Below are 16,810 nucleotides of genomic sequence, written 5' to 3'. Positions count from 1 at the left end.
GTGATGGAGATGAAGAAGTATTGGATTTCGGCAATGGCGGGATTTCTACTGTTCAGCGGATCGGCTTCTGCACAGGCAGAGCTCCAAATTCCTGCAGCATATGTGGCCATCGGTGATTCCTTGGCAGCAGGGCAGACGCCTGAACGCCAAATAGATGCAGGCTATGCGGATTTGATTGCTCAAGAGCTGTCGCGCAACCAGCCCGTCGCGTTCTATTCGAAAAACCTGGCGTTTCCGGGCTTTACAACGGCTGATGTTTTAGACAGCATCCAAACCGATGAAGCGAAGGAAGTTCTGGCATCCGCCAATCTTATTACCGTATCGGCAGGTGCGAATGACTTGCTGCGTCTGGTGCAGAATGATGCAGCGCAGGGATCTTTGACGTTCCAGCAAGTTCAGGCAGATTTTGCGCTCAACGAAGCAAGAAAGAATATGGATCTGGTTTTGGCCGAGCTTACAGAGCAATCTCCGGACGCAACGGTTTATGTAATGGGTTATTATTTTGCCTATCCGCATGTCCGTGACAGCCAAAAAACGGGGACCGCTAAACAGCTTGATAGACTCAATGCCATTCTTAGGCAGTCTGCAGATAAAGCAGGAGCCGTGTTTGTCTCGGTAGACAAGCCATTTGGTGGAAATGCAGTGGATAAGGTTCCGAATCCATCCGATGTCCACCCGAATGCCGCTGGCTACCAGGCGATGGCGAATGCGTTCTTCGATGAATACCAGGAAGCCTGGACGGTTGAGGATCTGGAATTGCCGGCTCCGAATCCATTGTCTTTCGAACAGATCATGGAAGCGCAGGATCAAGAGGAGCAGGAAGATCAAGAGGAGAGCGACTCTGAAGAAACCGCACAGCGTCCATCTGAAAGCAGTCCAACCGGTTACTTTGCATTAAGAGAAGCAATGCCTTATATCTAGAAAAGCGGAAGCGCCCGTGTAGCTCTGCCGGGCATAAGACAGACCAACGAAGTGGCGTTCTTTGCCACATAGCTGGGTTGGCTTATGACCCGAAGAGCTAGGCGCTTGCAACTGGACAAAGAAAAGCGGAAGCAGCCGTTAAGCCCCGACAAGCGCAAGTTCCCGTGAAATATAAGCTAATTTCTTAATCCATAAAAAAACGTTCCGGCATACAGATGCCGGAACGTTTTTATTTTAGCGTTTTTTCCCACGCGTAGTAGGTTGTTTTGTAGAAGCTGGTTGTCCAGCCTTGCCTTGTTTTCTTTTATTCAATACTTTGCGGATGATCGGGTATGCGATGGGGCCATATTTTATCGCAGATTTCAATAGTCTTCCAATTGCCATTTAAATCTCTCCATTCATGAGGGTAGTTATTGTTGCTTTCCCGATTTTTGCAGAATGCAAACCTGTTTAAGCAGATTGTGCATGAGCTAAAAGGATATCCTTGTATGCATGGACACTTGAAATCGTTACATATTCAGCGTTGCCATGCCAGTCATCGCCGCTCGGGCCGAATTCTATGGCTCCTTCACCGCCGGTCACTGCTGCATAATAGCGCGTATCTGCCGCGCCATGTTGGCCGAATAAAACAGGTTCCTGATCAGTGGTATCTAGAATCGCCTTTTGGAGGCTTTGGATATACGGATTTTCTTTTGTTGTTGTCAGGGCCGGAGTGGATCCTGATGCTTTATAGTCCATATCGACATTCAACTTATCAGCCAATTCCACTAGTTGGCGGACGATTTCATCTTTATCCTGTCCCGGCATAAAGCGGATATCGTAGGACATTTCGCAAATTTCAGGAACAACGTTATAGCGGTCTCCTGCTTTAATGATGGGCAGGTTGACAGAAGGCTGCTCGTAATATTCCGTTGATTCTTTCCGGAAAGGCAGATCTGCGATAGCCATATGGAACTTCATCGCGGATTCGATGGCGTTGATGCCTTCCCAAGGCCGGCTGCCGTGGGCAGGTTTGCCCTTGAACGTCATATCCATCCGCAGGATGCCTTTGGATTGCAGTCCGACTTTTAATCCGGTAGGTTCGCCGCAAATGACGAAGTCGCCATGGAAGCCTTGTTCAACCAGCCACTTGGATGTATTGCGCCCACCAATTTCTTCATCGGTAACGATATGCAGCTGCACGGTTCGTTCTAAGCTGGAGCTGTCCAACTCGATAAAGGCCTGCATCATCGCCGCAACACCGGCTTTCATGTCAGCAGCGCCGCGGCCATAGATCCGGTCCTGTTCCTCGACTGGCACAAATTGTTCCTTGTGGCCTGGAACGACGTCGACATGTCCATTCCAAATAATCGTCTCTGTGCCTTGCCCTTTAGCTGCGGTCAGCATCAGATAGCCTTTATTGTCATGGACAGTGACGGTTTCGCCTTTTTCCTTTAACCAATCGGCACAAAAAAGAAGAGCTTCATTGGCTCCTTCCTTGGTATCACTTTGGATTTTAATCATTTCTTTTAACAACTCAATCATATTTTCGGCTAGCCCAGAATCTCGGCTGCCTCCACCACCTTTCAACTAACTTTATTATTCACTTCTTTACCCTTTCTGGCTATCTTAAAACAGCCTTGCATAAAAGAGAAGCCTTGTGTACAATACAGGTGATTGATAAATATCTGTATACACCACAAGGGGAGCTTTTGCTGAGAGTGAACATCTGTTCTTACCCTTTGAACCTGTAAGTTAATACTTGCGCAGGGATGTGGATGGAAACCGGCCTTTACAACGGCGCCAGGCTCTGTCCTGGCGTCGTTTTTTATATGGTTTTATTCACGGCCCTTCTGGTGATGTGCATAACACATTGAAGGAGGAAGTCATGAGAAATAAAAAAGTATTGTTAATGATGGAAATTGCTATTTTCGCAGCTCTTGGATTTGTATTGGACTTTATCTCGTTCCGCATGCCTCAAGGCGGTTCAGTCAGCCTGGTGATGATTCCGATTGTCTTGATCGCTTTTAGAAGAGGCGTCGGTGCCGGAGTGCTGACTGGAATTCTGGTCGGGCTGCTGCAGATTGTGTCCGGGTTTATCTCGGTGGCACCTTTGTCGTTCGGTTTCGTCGTCATGCAGGTCATATTGGATTATCTTCTGGCATATGGAGTCGTAGGGCTTGCGGGTATCATGCGTACAAAATACCTGCAGTATGCACATGCCAAGCTGACTGGGAAGATGCTGACAGCTATCGTAATGGGAGTGCTGATTGCTTCTGTACTGCGCTATCTCGTGCATGTCATTACAGGCATCCTGTTCTTCGGCATGTTTGCGGAAGGCAATGTGGTCATCTACTCGGCGGTCTACAATGCCACGTATATGATTCCGGTGTTCCTGCTCGCTGCCTTTGTCTGTGCTGCGCTTTTTGCGGCGGCACCGAAATTGGTGGATGCGGAAGCTTGAAATTCAGAAGGCTGTCCCTGGACAGCCTTCTTTTTTATGATCAGTTTTTCGGATTTGTTGAAACGGGTCAGGAGCCTGTGGTTTGATTTTGTGGTATAATTCTTGAATAGAAAATCTTGAAAGAAGGTTCATTGATGATAGCAACTACTGAACAAGATATTGAAATGTTAAAAAAAGCCGGCCAAATGGTGGCTGAAATTCGGGAAGCGATGAAAGCAGCTACCAAAGCTGGAGTCACTACGAAAGAAATCGACGAATTGGGCGGCAAATTGTTCGAAGAGCTGGGCGGCGTTTCCGGCCCTAAATCAGAATACGATTTTCCTGGATTCACCTGCATCAGCGTCAATGAAGAAGTGGCGCACGGCATTCCGGGCGATCGCGTAATCAAGGACGGGGATATCGTCAATATCGACGTTTCTGGCTCATACGAAGGATTTTTCTCGGATACCGGCATTTCCTTTGTGGTAGGCGAAGGGCATGCGGACAAGGAAAAAATCTGTGAAGCGGCAGCTTCGGCCTTTGACCGTGCGATGACAAAAGTCAAAGCCGGTGCGAAACTCAATCAAATCGGCAAGGCAGTCGAACGTGAAGCGAAAGACCAGGGCTTGTTTGTCATTAAAAATCTGACTGGCCATGGCATCGGCAAATCGCTGCACGAAGCTCCTCAGCACATCCTGAATTATTATGATGCATGGGAGACGACCATCCTGAAAGAAGGCATGGTGCTGGCAGTAGAGCCGTTTATCTCACAAAAGGCCGAGCACATCATAGAATCGGGAGATGGCTGGACATTCATCACGCCAGATCAGTCATTGGTGGCGCAAATCGAGCATACTGTACTTGTTACCAAAGGCGAACCGATCCTGTTGACCAAACTGAATAAATAATGATTTTTTAAAAATTTCCAAGGATCCGGATCATTTGCCGGATCCTTTTTATTATTCAGTTTGTAATCAAAGTCTGGCAATAAAAAAACTGTGGACGAGCTCGTCAGAAACGAGTTGTCCACAGTTTTACTGAACTGCCGGAGCAGTTCTTTTTTTAATCAGCAGAATACCGGTTAAAATGACGCCGCTCAGGAAAAGGGCAGCCGTTGTCACCAGCATTTCATCTGTTCCGTGCTTAACAGCAATTCCGATGAATGCCCAAATGAAGACCAAAGCAAAGGGGATGTCCGCATGATGGAAGCGGATGTGCAAAGCAAGTGCAGTCGCGACTGTCAGCATGATCACCGTCCATAGCTGGTCACTGAGTCCCCAGCCGCTCCAATTATAATAAGTCAGGACAAAACTGATGTTGGCGATGGTTGCGACACTGATCCAACCCATGTTAACTGAAATCGGCAGCCGTTCAGTAATCTTTCTATCTGAATTGCTGTATTGCAGATAAAGGGCGATCAATGCCACCAGGTAGCCGAGCATTGCAACGATTGACCAGGCAAAGAATTCATAATGCCACAAAAGAAGCCAAGTGATATTGAAAAGGCAGCTTAAAATGAAAAATAAGGCAATCTTGGATGAGGGAGTTTCTCCCTTTCTTAACCGCACCCAGAAAGCGATGATCCAAACAGCCAATAAAAGATAGATGATGGACCAAATTGAAAATACATAACCGGCTGGCGTAAACAGGACCAGAAGCCGATTGGATATTTCGCCTGTGGTTTGGCCATTCAGCGGCAAGGTGTTTGCTAAAGTATTCATGACAATCACAGCAATGAAAGCAATTGTCATAAGCAAAATACGAATCATACGAAATCCCTCCTTCTTTTCAGTATAACGGTAGCCGTTTCAATCAACAATTATCCGTTTCCAAAAAATCTCCAAAAAATGGCGATAAGGTGAAGTGTTATACAAGGAAGTGGAATATTGTTCCGGTTCAAGAAAGAAAAATGATATACTAATAAGTGTTTTTAGAAAATTAAGTTTACCAGGGGGCAATATCATGACGGTTAAATTTTCGGAAATTTGGGATTTGGAGACACTATTTCCAGGAGGCAGCGAATCACAGGAGCTGCGCCTGCATATGGACGAGGCAGTAACGAAGCTTTCTCAATTTGAAGAGCTGGTCCATAAATTTAAAGTACCGGCTGCAAAAGAAGATGCCCTAAAAGTGGCTGGCTTGCTTGAACAGATGAGCCATATAATGCGGCATCTGAGCCAATCAGGTGCATTTATCGGCTGTCTGATGGCCCAGAACACCCAGGATAAAAAAGCAGGCATTTTGGAAAGCGAAGCTTCCTCACTATCTGCCCGTTTCCAAAACTCTTTTCAGAAAATCCAGCAGGACCTGTCGAAGACTGAAGAAGGTGTATGGGCAGAGCTGCTGAACGAAGAGCCGTTGCGTGAATTCACATTTGTGTTGAATGAATGGCGTGAAGAAGCGAAGATGCTGCTTTCTGAAAAAGAGGAAAACCTGATCACTGCGTTAAGCATCGATGGTTATCATAGCTGGAGCCAATTGTACGATATGCTGGTCGGAGAAATCAGCGTGACGGTCACTGTAGACGGCGAGTCAAAAGTGCTGTCGGTTGGGCAAGCGAATAACTTGAGCTCCCATAAAGATGCAATGGTCCGTAAGGAATCCTATGAAAAATTGGAAGAGGCATGGACAGATAAAGAAGAGTTTTTTGCAAAAACCTTGAACTCTATAGCTGGATTCCGTCTGGAAACCTATAAAAAGCGCGGATGGGACAATCCATTGCAGGAACCGTTGCATATCAACCGCATGAAACAGGAAACATTGGACGCCATGTGGGGGGCTATCAGCAAAAATAAGCAGCCATTCGTCGATTATTTGGATCAAAAAGGAAAACTGCTCGGCAAAGACGGACTGGATTGGTATGACGTGGATGCGCCGGTAACGGAAAGCACCCAGCAGTTTAGCTACCAGCAAGGAGCGGAATTCATTCTCCAGCAATTCGGGAAATTCGGTCCGGAATTGGAGCAGTTTGCCCAGCAGGCATTCGAAAAAGGCTGGATCGAAGCAGAAGACCGTCCGAATAAACGGCCAGGTGGATTTTGTACCGGTTTGCCGTTGAGCGAGGAGTCGCGTATTTTCATGACTTACAGCGGATCGATGTCCAATGTGGCGACTTTGGCACACGAACTCGGGCATGCGTTCCATACCTATGCGCTGCGTCCAGTCCATTCGTTGAACCGGTCATACGCGATGAATGTGGCAGAAACCGCATCTACCTTCGCTGAAATGATTGTGGCGGATGCAGCGGTGAAAAATGCGCAGTCCAAAGAAGAGAAAATCGCTTTGTTGGAAGATAAAGTCCAACGCAGTGTGGCGTTCTTTATGAATATCCATTCGCGTTTCCTTTTTGAAACCCGTTTCTATGAAGAGCGTAAAAACGGTGTCGTTCCGGCAAGCCGATTAAACGAATTGATGGAACAGGCGCAAATAGAAGGATTCGCAGGCGGATTGGCTTCGACGCATCCGCATTTCTGGGCATCCAAGCTGCATTTTTATATCACCTATGTGCCATTTTACAATTTCCCGTATACCTTCGGTTATTTGTTCTCTTTGAGCGTGTATGCAAAAGCGTTGGAGGAAGGAACAGGCTTTGAAGAAAAATATATGGCTTTGCTTCGGGATACAGCAGTGATGTCAGCAGAAGACTTGGCAATGAAGCATTTGGGCGAAGATATTACACAACAGGCGTTCTGGGAAAAAGGAATCGCTTTATGTGTCCAGGATGCCAAGGAATTTATTTCGCTGACATCTGCTGAGGTATGATATGAACTTGCTTTTCGAGGGACAGACCTGTTACCTGCGCAGCTTGGCGATTGAAGATGCAGAAGAAATGATGCAATTGCTGCTGCGAAACCGGGATTATTGGTCTGTGTACGAACCACGGCACCGGGACAGTTATTTTTCAGCAGCCGTTCAGCGTGAAAAAATTCGGGAGTCGATTTACCAGGCGAGGGAAAACCGGGAATACAGCGTGGGGATCTTTGAACATGACACCAATAAGCTGATAGGCCATATTTCCGTCTACAGTGTGAAACGGATGCCATTTTTAAGCGCTTTGGTCGGTTACTCGATCGATGAGGTCTATGTCGGCAAGGGCATTGCTACGGAAGCGGTAAGGCTGATGATCACATTCGGGTTTGAACAGCTCCGGCTCCACCGGATCGAAGCTTATGTCTCTCCGGAGAATGTCGGATCCATCCGGGTATTGGAGAAGACCGGATTTCGCCAGGAAGGTTTGCTGAAAGAGTTTCTTTACATCAATGGCGAATGGAAAGACCATTATTACTATGCCATGATTGAAGACGAGTTTTGAAAGGGCAAGGCCACCTATAAAAAATGGTGGAAAGAAATGCAACGCTGGTTTGAAACGTGAATAAAAGCAGAGGAAGGTGCGTAAATATGAATACAGACAAACTGTTCTCTTATCATAAATGGGCGACACTGGCCTGCTTAGAACATGTTCAAACCTTTGGCGAAGAGCTTTACCAAAGGGAAGGGGCAAATTCATTTGCTTCAATCAAGGAAACAATTGCTCATGTCATCGGAGTGGAAAAGTTGTGGCTGCTTCGAATGAATGGCGTAGCAAAGCCTGCGTTTGAACATTTCGATGTGGCGACAACAGAAAAGGCAATTGAAGCTTTTATGCTGTTGCATGCTGAAATGGAATTATACTTCGCTTCTTTGTCCCCACAACAATGGCAGGAGACACTCGATTACCAAAATATGCGGGGCGATGGTTTTTCAACGTCTCGTGAAGAGATGCTGTTCACCTTTGTCAATCACGGCAGCTACCATAGAGGGCAAATTACGTCTTTCCTCCGTCAATTCGGCAAAGAGGGGATACCGCTCGATTATATCTATTTCCAAAAACAAAACCGCTGAGAATTTCTCAGCGGTTTTCGTTTCCATTGATGACAACATCAAGCTTTCCTGTGGTTGGGTCGATGACCAGGCCATGGACAGGAACAGTAGGGTCCAGCAACGGATGGTGGCGGACCATATTGACACTGTGCGCAACACTTTCTTCCACATTATCAAAGCCGCGGAGCCAGCCTTCCAGATCAACTCCGGAATACTCCATCATCTCGATGGTCTTCTCGTCCACACCGCGTTTTTTCATCTTCTCAAGCATCTCATGAGGTTTAATGGAAGACATCCCACAGTCATGGTGTCCGATAATATAAATTTCGTCTGCATTCAACTCATAGACAGCGACAAGCAAACTCCGCATGATGCCGCCGAATGGGTGGTTGATGACAGCCCCTGCGCTCTTGACGATTTTGATATCGCCATTTTTAAAATTCATCGCTTTTGGCAGCATTTCAAAAAGACGTGTATCCATACATGTCAGAATGACAACTTTTTTGTCAGGAAATTTGGTGGTGATAAATTCCTCGTAACGCTTTTCCTTCACAAAATCTTCGTTATACTCCAAAATTTCATCTAATAAAGCCATTTATGCTTCCCCCTCATCAACTGATACCATTTAAGTTTAATCTAAATTTCTGAAAAATACGAATTGAAACAAATGAAGTACAGAAAATTAGTAATAAAGTCATTCCGTGTCCTTGCTAAGATAATAAGCGCTTGCCTTTTATAGAACAAGGAGTAGGGAAAGCGACATAGATTCTTTCGTGAATTTTGGGGATTTAAAAAACTGAAGACAGCCCCGATTGTTTCGAGTTATCTTCAGTTCTTCTGTTTGGGGCTTGTGGTTTTCGGTGTTGTCCAGCTGCAGTGCCCAGCTCTTCGGGATGTAAGCCGATCTGGCTGTGCGGCTGAAAACATGCCGCTTCGCCAGCTCATCTTACACCTGTCAGAGCTGAACGGGCACTTCCGCTTTTCGGTGTTGTCCAGCTGCAGCAGCCAGCCCCTCGAGTCGCTTCAGCCTGACCAGCAATGGCAACGAACGCCATTACCGGTCAGGCTTCCAGCGCTTGTCGGGGCTAAACGGCTGCTTCCGCTTTTCGGTTCACCTCGACATTTTCTCTAACTGTTTGATCATGCCGAGAGACAAGCCAGTGCCAATGGCGACAGACTCGAGCGGCTGAGGTGCGATATGGACAGGGACCGAAATTTCTTTTGACAGCCATTCCTGCATGCCTTTCAGCAAGGCGCCGCCTCCTGAGATGACGACACCCTGGTCGACCATGTCTCCGGACAATTCAGCCGGGCAATTTTCCAAAGTCGCGCGGATGCATTCCAAAATCGCGGATAAGGATTCTTTTAGCGCTTCCTGTGTCTCAAGGGAACTCAACGAGATGGTTTTCGGCAAGCCGGTCATGATGTCGCGGCCGCGGATTTCCATGTTCTCGACTTCGTGGGGAACAGGGGCATAGCCGATTTCCTTTTTGATGTTTTCTGCGGTGCGCTCGCCAATCAGAACATTATACTGTTTGCGGACGTAATGAATGATATCTTCGTCCATACGGTCGCCTGCTACTTTGACCGTATTTGAAGACACCACTCCGCCAAAGGAAATAATGCCGACTTCCGTGGTGCCTCCGCCAATGTCCACAATGACGCTGGCGACCGGTTCACTGATCGGCAGGTCTGCTCCAATAGCTGCCGCCACAGTTTCTTCGATCAGGTGAACAGTCTTCGCGCCGCTCTGCTTTACCGCATCGTGAATCGCGCGGCGTTCAACTGTTGTGGCTCCAGAAGGTGTGCAAACCATAACATTGGGCTTGCGAAATGCGCTTCCGAGCTGTTTTGCTGCTCGTTGCATAATGATTTTCAACAGGTCCCGGGTAACATCGAAATCTGCAATGACGCCGTCTTTTAAGGGGCGGATGACCAGGATGGAATCTGGAGCTTTGCCGAGCATCGCTTTTGCTTCATCACCAATGGCCAGGACAGCCCGTGTTTTTGCATCCAAGGCCACCACTGATGGTTCGTTTATAATGATGCCTTTTGATTTTGTATAAACCAATATATTTGCAGTTCCTAAATCGATACCAATATCTATTGCAGAAAACATACGTGAATTCCTCCTATGTAAAGACGCTGACTAGTTCGGATTTTACCATTATAGAACAGTGAGCGAAAGAGCCGAAGGGACCTAAAGTACAAGAGAAATGGATAAAACATTTATTTTTGGTCCGGCTTATAGAACTGAAAATAAAAAACCGGCTTCAATGAAGAAGCCGGTCTTTTATGGTTTAGTATTTTTCTTTAGGCATTGGATCTACATGTTCTGCATCGTGCGTATGCAGCTCTTTCCCTAGGAAATGGAGAAGGGTGAAGAAAAACATGAAAATTACGACCATAAAGCCAAGTGTAACAGTAACGCCATAAATCATAATGATAACTCCTCTCTAAACTGTAATTATCAATTTTAAGTATACATGATTTTGAAGCAAAAAATAAGTGTCGAATTATCGATACTTAGAATGCCCAGTTGCCGCCGCGGAAAATCGGTTCACGCGTGCCATCTTCCAAGATGCCATCGATGTCCATTTCCGAAGAGCCCACCATGAAGTCTACATGCGTGATGCTTTGGTTCAAGCCATTCTTCAAGAGCTCTTCTTGAGACATGGTCTTGCCGCCTTCGATACAAAATGCGTAAGCGCTTCCGATAGCAAAGTGGTTTGAGGCATTTTCGTCGAACAGGGTATTGTAGAACAAAATATTTGAATCGGAAATCGGCGATTTATGAGGCACTAATGCCACTTCACCCAGGAAATGTGAACCTTCATCTGTTGCGACCAGTTGCTTCAGGACTTCTTCGCCTTGGGCCGCTGTCACTTCGATGATTTTCCCGTCCTTGAATGTCACTTTAAAGTCATCGATGATGTTGCCGCCATAACTTAATGGTTTCGTGCTTGAAACATAGCCATTCACACCTGTTTTATGAGGAACGGTGAAAACTTCTTCAGTCGGCATATTCGCCATGAAAGCATCGCCTTTTTCATTGATCGATCCGGCCCCGCACCATAAATGGCCATCTGGAAGAGCGACTTCCAGGTCAGTTTTTGGTGACGTGTAATGCAGTTTCGCATACTTTTTGCCGTTCAGGTAATCAACTTTCGTGTGAAGCAAGCCGTCGTGTTCAGTCCATGCTTCAATCGGCTGGTCCAGGTCTGCGCGTACTGCTTTGAAAATCGCATCCCATAATGTATCTATTTGTTGGCCTGCCGGCACGTCCGGGAATACTTTAGCCGCCCATTTTTCAGAAGGAGCGGCGATGACCGTCCAGCTGATTTTATCGGATTGGACGTATTGGCGATACTTGCTCAACGCCTGGCCAGTCGCTTTTTGTGAAGCGGCAATGCGTTTCGAGTCGATTCCAGATAATAGGTCAGGGCTTTGTGACACGACGCTGATGAAAGCAGCGCCTTGTTCTGCCAATTGCTCGCGTTCCTGTACTTTCCAGGCAGGGTAGTCAGAAAACGAGTCTTCTGGCGCTAATTCAAAACGCAGTCGTGAAACGGCATCGTCATTCCAGTCGACATAGACTTGCTTAGCCCCTGTCTCATAAGCCTTTTGTGTAATCAAACGGACCAATGGTGCAGCCTCGATGGCAGCAGCAATGTAAAGCTGCTGTCCAGGTTGAATATTTACCCCCACTTTTACAGCCAGTTCAGCGTAGCGGGTTAATTTTTCGTTAAAAGATGTCAATTGAATCTCTCCTCTCATCTCTTCTATAGTAGCAATTTTCAGTCATAGCCTGCAATGATTTATAACGATATTCGAAATATTATTTTCCTTGCTTTTATTGTTATAAAAGTTTATGATTTAAACAAATGTTTGAACGGAGGTGTTTGCATGAACCAAAAAGAAGTGGAAGTACTGGAATTGATCCGTCGAAATCCATATTTGTCCCAGCAGGAAATGGCGGAACGGTTGAATATGTCCAGGCCATCGCTGGCCAATTTTATTTCCAATCTGATGCGCCAAGGAAAAATTTTAGGGCGCGCTTATGTGCTGCCGGAAGAAAAAACAGTTGTTTGCATCGGTGGCGCCAATGTCGACCGGAAGTTCCTGATGGATCGTCCGGCGCAGATGGGCACCTCCAATCCGGCGTCTGTTTCCGGGAGCGTCGGTGGAGTTGCCAGGAACGTTGCCGAAAATTTAGGGCGGCTCGGCCATTCAGTCAAGCTGCTGTCGATTGTCGGCAACGATCCCGAGTGGAACCTGATTGAAGCGGCTTCGAGTTCCTTCATGTCGACTGAATTGACAAAAGTTGTTGATGGCCTTTCGACAGGAACCTATACAGCGATTTTAGAACCGGATGGTGAGATGCTGCTGGCGATGGCTGATATGAAAATTTACGATTCCCTGACGCCAGATCTCGTCTCTAAAAATGACAGTACGTTATTGTCAGCTGCTTTTCTCGTCATCGATTTGAACTGTCCGCTGGAAACGGTGGAATATGTTCGGCAATTGGCTCTCGCCAATAAAATACCACTGGCGGTTATCCCGGTATCCGCGCCGAAAATGGATCGGTTAAGCAAAGACTTGACCGGAATCAGCTGGCTGATCCTGAATCGGGATGAAGCAAGCAAGTATCTTCAAATGCCCATTGATTCAATAGAAGACTGGCATCAGGCAGCACAACGCCTTTTGGACCAGGGAGCTGAAGCGGTGGTCATCACCAGTGGAAAAGAAGGGGCGATAGCCGGTAATTCTGCCGGCATCCGCCATTACCATTCTATGCAAGTCGACCATGTGGCCGATGTAACGGGTGCAGGCGATGCGTTTTCCAGTGCCCTTGTCCACAGCGTCATGGATGGGCAGGAATTTGAATCCGTCATCCATTCAGGCATGGTCAATGCAGCAAAAACCCTGGAAAGCAATGCGACTGTCCGCCATGAATTGACAGCAGTCCAACTACAAAAAGAACTGGAGGAATTACAATGACATCAATGATTTCCTATTCAACTGAAGTACAGCAGGCACTAGAGGGCAAAAAACCGATCGTGGCACTTGAGTCGACCATCATTTCGCACGGCATGCCGTATCCGCAGAATGTTGAAACGGCTCGTATGGTGGAGCAGATTATCCGTGACAATGGAGCAGTGCCGGCAACGATTGCCATTATGGACGGCAAGATCAAAATTGGATTGTCTGAAGAAGAATTGGAATTGCTTGGCAACAGCCCAGGCGTTTCCAAAGTATCAAGAAGAGATATCGGCCAATTGATCGCCACCAAAAAAATCGGTGCTACAACCGTCGCAGCGACGATGATCTGTGCAGAGCTTGCAGGCATCCGTGTTTTCGCTACAGGCGGCATCGGCGGGGTGCACAGAGGCGCTGAGACGACGATGGATATCTCAGCAGATTTGGAAGAACTTTCGAACACCGGAGTTGCTGTTGTTTGCGCGGGTGCAAAATCGATTTTGGACATCAACCTGACATTGGAATACCTGGAGACAAAAGGTGTACCGGTAATTGGCTACCAAACAGATGTAATGCCTGCTTTTTATACCCGCTCAAGTGGTTTTGAGCTGACATTCCGCAGCAACGATGCAGATGAACTGGCTCAAGTCCTGAAAGCGAAATGGGATTTGGGAATCAAAGGCGGAGCAGTCATCGCCAATCCGATTCCTGCAGAGCATGCACTCGAAGAGTCTTTCATCAACGGCATCATCGCCCAGGCGATGGCTGAAGCAAAAGAAAATGGCATTTCCGGTAAAGAAGTGACACCTTTCCTATTAGGAAAAGTTAAAGAGTTAACAGAAGGAAAAAGCTTGGTCGCGAATATCGAACTCGTTAAGCACAACGCAAAAGTAGGAGCCGAGCTCGCTGTAGCTTATAACAAACTTTAAGTACAAATTGTGAAAAGAAGCCCATTCGTGGGCTTCTTTTTTTGTTGGAGAGGTTTAATGGGTTTTCAGTCTCCTAAAGGTAGGGTAAGGAGAAACAAGGGGTGAAGCAGATGAAAACTGACGTATTCATCGGTGGGGGTGGAATCGGTGGATTGACGCTCGCATTGAAATTGGTGCAGCGTGGAATCGATGTGGTTCTCGCCGAACGGATGGCTGCCAAAGCACCTACCTATAAGGGAGAGCTCCTGCAGCCAAAAAGTATGCAGATATTTGACGGTCTTGGCATATACAAAAAAATATGTGACCGCTCAAATGAAATTAAAGTTTTGGATATGCTCGAACTTTCGAGCTCTCTGCAAGTGAAAGACCAATCATTCATGGATTACAGTGTGCTGCCGGGCAAATACAATGCGGCGTATATGATGCACCACGAAGAACTGAAGTCCGTCATTCTAAAAGCGGCCAGCGAATACGAAAATTTCCATTACCTGAAAGGGACTGCCTGCAAAGGCTATGGAGAAAAAACCGCTTTGCTTCAAAAAGGAACAGAGAAATTTGAAGTGGAAGCGGATTTTTTCTTTGGGGCCGAAGGGCGCTCCTCCGTTACACGAAAAGCAATGGAAATTGAAGTCAAGCAAACCACCTACAATCATCATTTTCTGACGGTCACATTTCCGCGTGCTGAAGACTTCACGGACGGCAAAATCATCTCCACCTACAACCGCTTCCTTGGCCTTTTCCCGTTGCCTGATAGCCAGGTCCGAAGCGTTTATTTGATTCCACCGGGTGACTATAAGAAATTAAAAGAAAAACCGATCAGCCATTTCCATAAATTGTATACCGATTTAGCTCCTATAGTGGAGGGTTATGTGCAGAAATTGACGGATTGGAAAAAGATTCAATTGATGATTCCCGTTATGTACCATGCCGATTCCTATGTCAAGGGGAATAAGGCCATCATTGGCGATGCCAGCCATGCCGTTCATCCGATGGCTGGAGAAGGTATGAATATGGCGATCCAGGATGCCGACATACTCGGGGAGCTGACTGCGGATATGTTCGAGCAGGGAAAAAAGAACGCCAGTAATTTGACATGGTATGAAATAGTACGCTATAAACGGGCAGACCATGTGATTCAGCTCAGCCATCTGGCAGCACTCGCTTATTCGTTTCCATTCAAAACGGTGAGCTATATCCGCCAGCGGACATTTGAGCGCATGGAGGAAGACCCGATTCTCCACTTTAAACAAATGCTGAACGTTTCCGGACTTGGAATGTGGAAGGAGAATTTCCGCGACCGATTTATTCAAGGAGGCATCATGCCCGTGCGCATGAAAGATTTGACAAAAAACACGAAAGAATTGAAGTATTACACCCCGGAAGAAGATTATCCATGGAAAGCGGAGGGACTCCAATGATAGATGTTATGAAAATGTTTAAAGCCAGAATGTACTTAAAACGCAATGAACCTTTTCTATACAGCTGGCATGCCTATGTCGGCTATGAATTGGATCTGTTCAAGGCCTTCGAACGCCCGGTCACGAAATTCGATGTGGCAGATGCCCTGCAATTGGATGAAGACTTGCTGAACCAATGGGTAAGTGTTGGGGTATCGATCGGCCACCTGAAAAGAGCGGGAAGAAACCGATACAAAATCTCGAATGCCTGGAAACTGCCTAAACCAAAAGGCAATAACTCCTCGGGCGTCCTGTTGAAGGAAATGATGGAATTACATATTCCGACTTTGCTGAGTTACCCGGATATGATGCGGAAACAGGAACGATTGCACTTCGATGAAGAAAAACATGCAGCCACCGTGGCTGAAACGAGCCGATTGCTGGAAGTCCTGGCTTTGCCGAAAATGTCCAGGCGCCTGAAAGGAAAAGATGTGGATACGGTCTTGGATATCGGCTGCGGAGAAGGCGGCTATATCAAGAAATTAGCCGAGCGCTTTCCAAAGACGCATTTCACCGGAATCGAAATCAGCCCATCTGTAACGGAAGTTGCAAAAACTCTCACTAAAAAAAATGAAAACATTACAATCGAAAATGCCGACCTGTGGCAATACAAACCTGCCGAAAAACAAGGCATGGTCATGATGAACAACGTCATCCACTATATCGACCTCGAAAAACGCCAGGAGCTATTCACCGAACTGGCCAGCTGGATCAAAGACCAGGGCATTCTGTCCGTTGTGACACCTATCGCCGGAGACAGCGACAGTCCGCCATTCGCCAATGTCTTCAACAGTTTCTTCTCATCATTCGATAACCTCTACCGCTTGCCGACACGCGAAGAATTGGCCCAGTGGGGAGAGCAAGCAGGACTCGAATTGCTCAGCATCCAAACCGTCATAAAAGAAGGCGGCTGGTATATTGTGCAGTATGAAAAGAAAAGCTGAGGAAGCCGTTAAGGTTCGACAGGCATAAGACAGACCGGCGAAGCGGCGTGTTTTCAGCCGCACAGCCGGGTTGGCTTATGACCCAAGAACCTGGCTTCCGAAGCTGGACAAAAAGAAAAGCTGAGGCGACCGTTCTGCTCCGACAGACATAAGATGAACTTCCGAAGCGGCGTTTTTTTGCCGCACAGGAAGGGCAGCTTATGATCCGAGGAGCAGGTCGTCGAAGCTGGACAAAAAGAAAAGCTGAGGCGACCGTTCTGCTCCGACAAAGAAAAACTGAGGAAGCCCAGAAGGTAC

At 46.9% G+C, this 16,810-nt stretch carries 17 protein-coding genes and 1 riboswitch; of the genes, 10 read left to right on the top strand and 7 right to left on the bottom strand.

The window, feature by feature from the left end:
* Positions 1-9: 9 nt before the first annotated feature.
* Positions 10-921, top strand: a complete 912-nt coding sequence (locus tag AC1MEO_RS07965) for an SGNH/GDSL hydrolase family protein (protein ID WP_480335452.1) — start codon at positions 10-12, stop codon at positions 919-921.
* A 234-nt stretch (positions 922-1,155) separates the two neighbouring features.
* Here the strand turns inward: AC1MEO_RS07965 and AC1MEO_RS07960 are convergent, their stop codons facing one another.
* Together AC1MEO_RS07960 and AC1MEO_RS07955 are read right to left on the bottom strand one after the other, a co-directional pair.
* Positions 1,156-1,305, bottom strand: a complete 150-nt coding sequence (locus AC1MEO_RS07960) for a hypothetical protein (RefSeq protein ID WP_480335451.1) — start codon at positions 1,303-1,305, stop codon at positions 1,156-1,158.
* 66 nt (positions 1,306-1,371) lie between these two features.
* The gene (locus tag AC1MEO_RS07955; protein WP_480335450.1) at positions 1,372-2,445 is read right to left on the bottom strand and encodes a M20 family metallopeptidase; all 1,074 of its coding nucleotides are present in this window, start codon (positions 2,443-2,445) and stop codon (positions 1,372-1,374) included.
* 147 nt (positions 2,446-2,592) lie between these two features.
* Positions 2,593-2,690, top strand: a riboswitch (TPP riboswitch).
* 98 nt (positions 2,691-2,788) lie between these two features.
* On the opposite strand from AC1MEO_RS07955, the gene thiT reads away from it, so the two are divergent.
* Positions 2,789-3,364, top strand: a complete 576-nt coding sequence (gene thiT / locus AC1MEO_RS07950) for an energy-coupled thiamine transporter ThiT (protein WP_480335448.1) — start codon at positions 2,789-2,791, stop codon at positions 3,362-3,364.
* 134 nt (positions 3,365-3,498) lie between these two features.
* The gene (gene map, locus AC1MEO_RS07945) at positions 3,499-4,251 is read left to right on the top strand and encodes a type I methionyl aminopeptidase (RefSeq protein WP_480335446.1); all 753 of its coding nucleotides are present in this window, start codon (positions 3,499-3,501) and stop codon (positions 4,249-4,251) included.
* A gap of 126 nt (positions 4,252-4,377) precedes the next feature.
* Here the strand turns inward: map and AC1MEO_RS07940 are convergent, their stop codons facing one another.
* Positions 4,378-5,112: a TspO/MBR family protein gene (locus AC1MEO_RS07940; protein ID WP_480335445.1), complete on the bottom strand. Its 735-nt coding sequence runs from the start codon at positions 5,110-5,112 to the stop codon at positions 4,378-4,380.
* Positions 5,113-5,305: 193 nt separating this feature from the next.
* On the opposite strand from AC1MEO_RS07940, the gene AC1MEO_RS07935 reads away from it, so the two are divergent.
* From AC1MEO_RS07935 to AC1MEO_RS07925, 3 genes are all read left to right on the top strand, one after another.
* Positions 5,306-7,105: a M3 family oligoendopeptidase gene (locus AC1MEO_RS07935; RefSeq protein WP_480335444.1), complete on the top strand. Its 1,800-nt coding sequence runs from the start codon at positions 5,306-5,308 to the stop codon at positions 7,103-7,105.
* A gap of 1 nt (position 7,106) precedes the next feature.
* Positions 7,107-7,655, top strand: a complete 549-nt coding sequence (locus AC1MEO_RS07930) for a GNAT family N-acetyltransferase (protein WP_480335443.1) — start codon at positions 7,107-7,109, stop codon at positions 7,653-7,655.
* Between the two features lie 86 nt (positions 7,656-7,741).
* Entirely contained in the window at positions 7,742-8,224 is a 483-nt protein-coding gene (locus tag AC1MEO_RS07925) for a DinB family protein (protein WP_480335441.1), read from the top strand.
* A gap of 7 nt (positions 8,225-8,231) precedes the next feature.
* On the opposite strand, the gene AC1MEO_RS07920 is transcribed toward AC1MEO_RS07925, so the two are convergent.
* The 4 genes from AC1MEO_RS07920 to AC1MEO_RS07905 form a co-directional block, all read right to left on the bottom strand.
* Positions 8,232-8,798, bottom strand: a complete 567-nt coding sequence (locus tag AC1MEO_RS07920) for a beta-class carbonic anhydrase (RefSeq protein WP_480335440.1) — start codon at positions 8,796-8,798, stop codon at positions 8,232-8,234.
* Positions 8,799-9,314: 516 nt separating this feature from the next.
* Positions 9,315-10,322 (bottom strand): rod-share determining protein MreBH, encoded by a 1,008-nt coding sequence (gene mreBH, locus AC1MEO_RS07915; RefSeq protein ID WP_480335438.1) that lies wholly within the window; start codon positions 10,320-10,322, stop codon positions 9,315-9,317.
* Positions 10,323-10,503: 181 nt separating this feature from the next.
* Entirely contained in the window at positions 10,504-10,644 is a 141-nt protein-coding gene (locus AC1MEO_RS07910; RefSeq protein ID WP_480335437.1) for a hypothetical protein, read from the bottom strand.
* A gap of 85 nt (positions 10,645-10,729) precedes the next feature.
* Positions 10,730-11,962, bottom strand: a complete 1,233-nt coding sequence (locus AC1MEO_RS07905) for an aminopeptidase (RefSeq protein ID WP_480335436.1) — start codon at positions 11,960-11,962, stop codon at positions 10,730-10,732.
* A gap of 147 nt (positions 11,963-12,109) precedes the next feature.
* Here AC1MEO_RS07905 and AC1MEO_RS07900 point away from each other — a divergent pair, with 147 nt between their 5' ends.
* From AC1MEO_RS07900 to AC1MEO_RS07885, 4 genes are all read left to right on the top strand, one after another.
* Positions 12,110-13,204 carry a carbohydrate kinase gene (locus tag AC1MEO_RS07900; RefSeq protein ID WP_480335435.1) on the top strand — a complete coding sequence of 365 codons (1,095 nt, stop codon included), beginning with the start codon at positions 12,110-12,112 and terminating at the stop codon, positions 13,202-13,204.
* Positions 13,201-14,112 carry a pseudouridine-5'-phosphate glycosidase gene (locus tag AC1MEO_RS07895; protein ID WP_480335433.1) on the top strand — a complete coding sequence of 304 codons (912 nt, stop codon included), beginning with the start codon at positions 13,201-13,203 and terminating at the stop codon, positions 14,110-14,112. Before AC1MEO_RS07900 ends, AC1MEO_RS07895 begins: the two co-directional genes overlap by 4 nt.
* A 110-nt stretch (positions 14,113-14,222) precedes the next feature.
* On the top strand, positions 14,223-15,530 hold the full coding sequence (locus AC1MEO_RS07890; RefSeq protein ID WP_480335432.1) for an FAD-dependent oxidoreductase: 1,308 nt from the start codon (positions 14,223-14,225) through the stop codon (positions 15,528-15,530).
* A complete protein-coding gene (locus AC1MEO_RS07885; RefSeq protein WP_480335431.1) occupies positions 15,527-16,513 on the top strand; it encodes a class I SAM-dependent methyltransferase in 987 nt (328 codons plus the stop codon). The genes AC1MEO_RS07890 and AC1MEO_RS07885 overlap by 4 nt, the downstream gene beginning before the upstream one ends.
* Positions 16,514-16,810: the final 297 nt, after the last annotated feature.

It is taken from the genome of Planococcus sp. BI3 (assembly GCF_056680115.1).
The sequence above is the reverse complement of the archived record's forward strand: the minus strand, read 5'-3'. Positions and strand labels throughout refer to the sequence as shown.

Excerpts from the sequence above, each read along its gene's own strand:
- AC1MEO_RS07900 (WP_480335435.1), top strand. The coding sequence starts at position 12,110 with ATGAACCAAAAAGAAGTGGAAGTACTGGAATTGATCCGTCGAAATCCA.
- AC1MEO_RS07955 (WP_480335450.1), bottom strand. The coding sequence starts at position 2,445 with ATGATTGAGTTGTTAAAAGAAATGATTAAAATCCAAAGTGATACCAAG.
- AC1MEO_RS07885 (WP_480335431.1), top strand. The coding sequence starts at position 15,527 with ATGATAGATGTTATGAAAATGTTTAAAGCCAGAATGTACTTAAAACGC.
- AC1MEO_RS07925 (WP_480335441.1), top strand. The coding sequence starts at position 7,742 with ATGAATACAGACAAACTGTTCTCTTATCATAAATGGGCGACACTGGCC.
- AC1MEO_RS07890 (WP_480335432.1), top strand. The coding sequence starts at position 14,223 with ATGAAAACTGACGTATTCATCGGTGGGGGTGGAATCGGTGGATTGACG.
- AC1MEO_RS07940 (WP_480335445.1), bottom strand. The coding sequence starts at position 5,112 with ATGATTCGTATTTTGCTTATGACAATTGCTTTCATTGCTGTGATTGTC.
- AC1MEO_RS07920 (WP_480335440.1), bottom strand. The coding sequence starts at position 8,798 with ATGGCTTTATTAGATGAAATTTTGGAGTATAACGAAGATTTTGTGAAG.
- AC1MEO_RS07910 (WP_480335437.1), bottom strand. The coding sequence starts at position 10,644 with ATGATTTATGGCGTTACTGTTACACTTGGCTTTATGGTCGTAATTTTC.
- AC1MEO_RS07930 (WP_480335443.1), top strand. The coding sequence starts at position 7,107 with ATGAACTTGCTTTTCGAGGGACAGACCTGTTACCTGCGCAGCTTGGCG.
- AC1MEO_RS07960 (WP_480335451.1), bottom strand. The coding sequence starts at position 1,305 with ATGGCAATTGGAAGACTATTGAAATCTGCGATAAAATATGGCCCCATC.
- map (WP_480335446.1), top strand. The coding sequence starts at position 3,499 with ATGATAGCAACTACTGAACAAGATATTGAAATGTTAAAAAAAGCCGGC.
- mreBH (WP_480335438.1), bottom strand. The coding sequence starts at position 10,322 with ATGTTTTCTGCAATAGATATTGGTATCGATTTAGGAACTGCAAATATA.
- AC1MEO_RS07935 (WP_480335444.1), top strand. The coding sequence starts at position 5,306 with ATGACGGTTAAATTTTCGGAAATTTGGGATTTGGAGACACTATTTCCA.
- thiT (WP_480335448.1), top strand. The coding sequence starts at position 2,789 with ATGAGAAATAAAAAAGTATTGTTAATGATGGAAATTGCTATTTTCGCA.
- AC1MEO_RS07895 (WP_480335433.1), top strand. The coding sequence starts at position 13,201 with ATGACATCAATGATTTCCTATTCAACTGAAGTACAGCAGGCACTAGAG.
- AC1MEO_RS07965 (WP_480335452.1), top strand. The coding sequence starts at position 10 with ATGAAGAAGTATTGGATTTCGGCAATGGCGGGATTTCTACTGTTCAGC.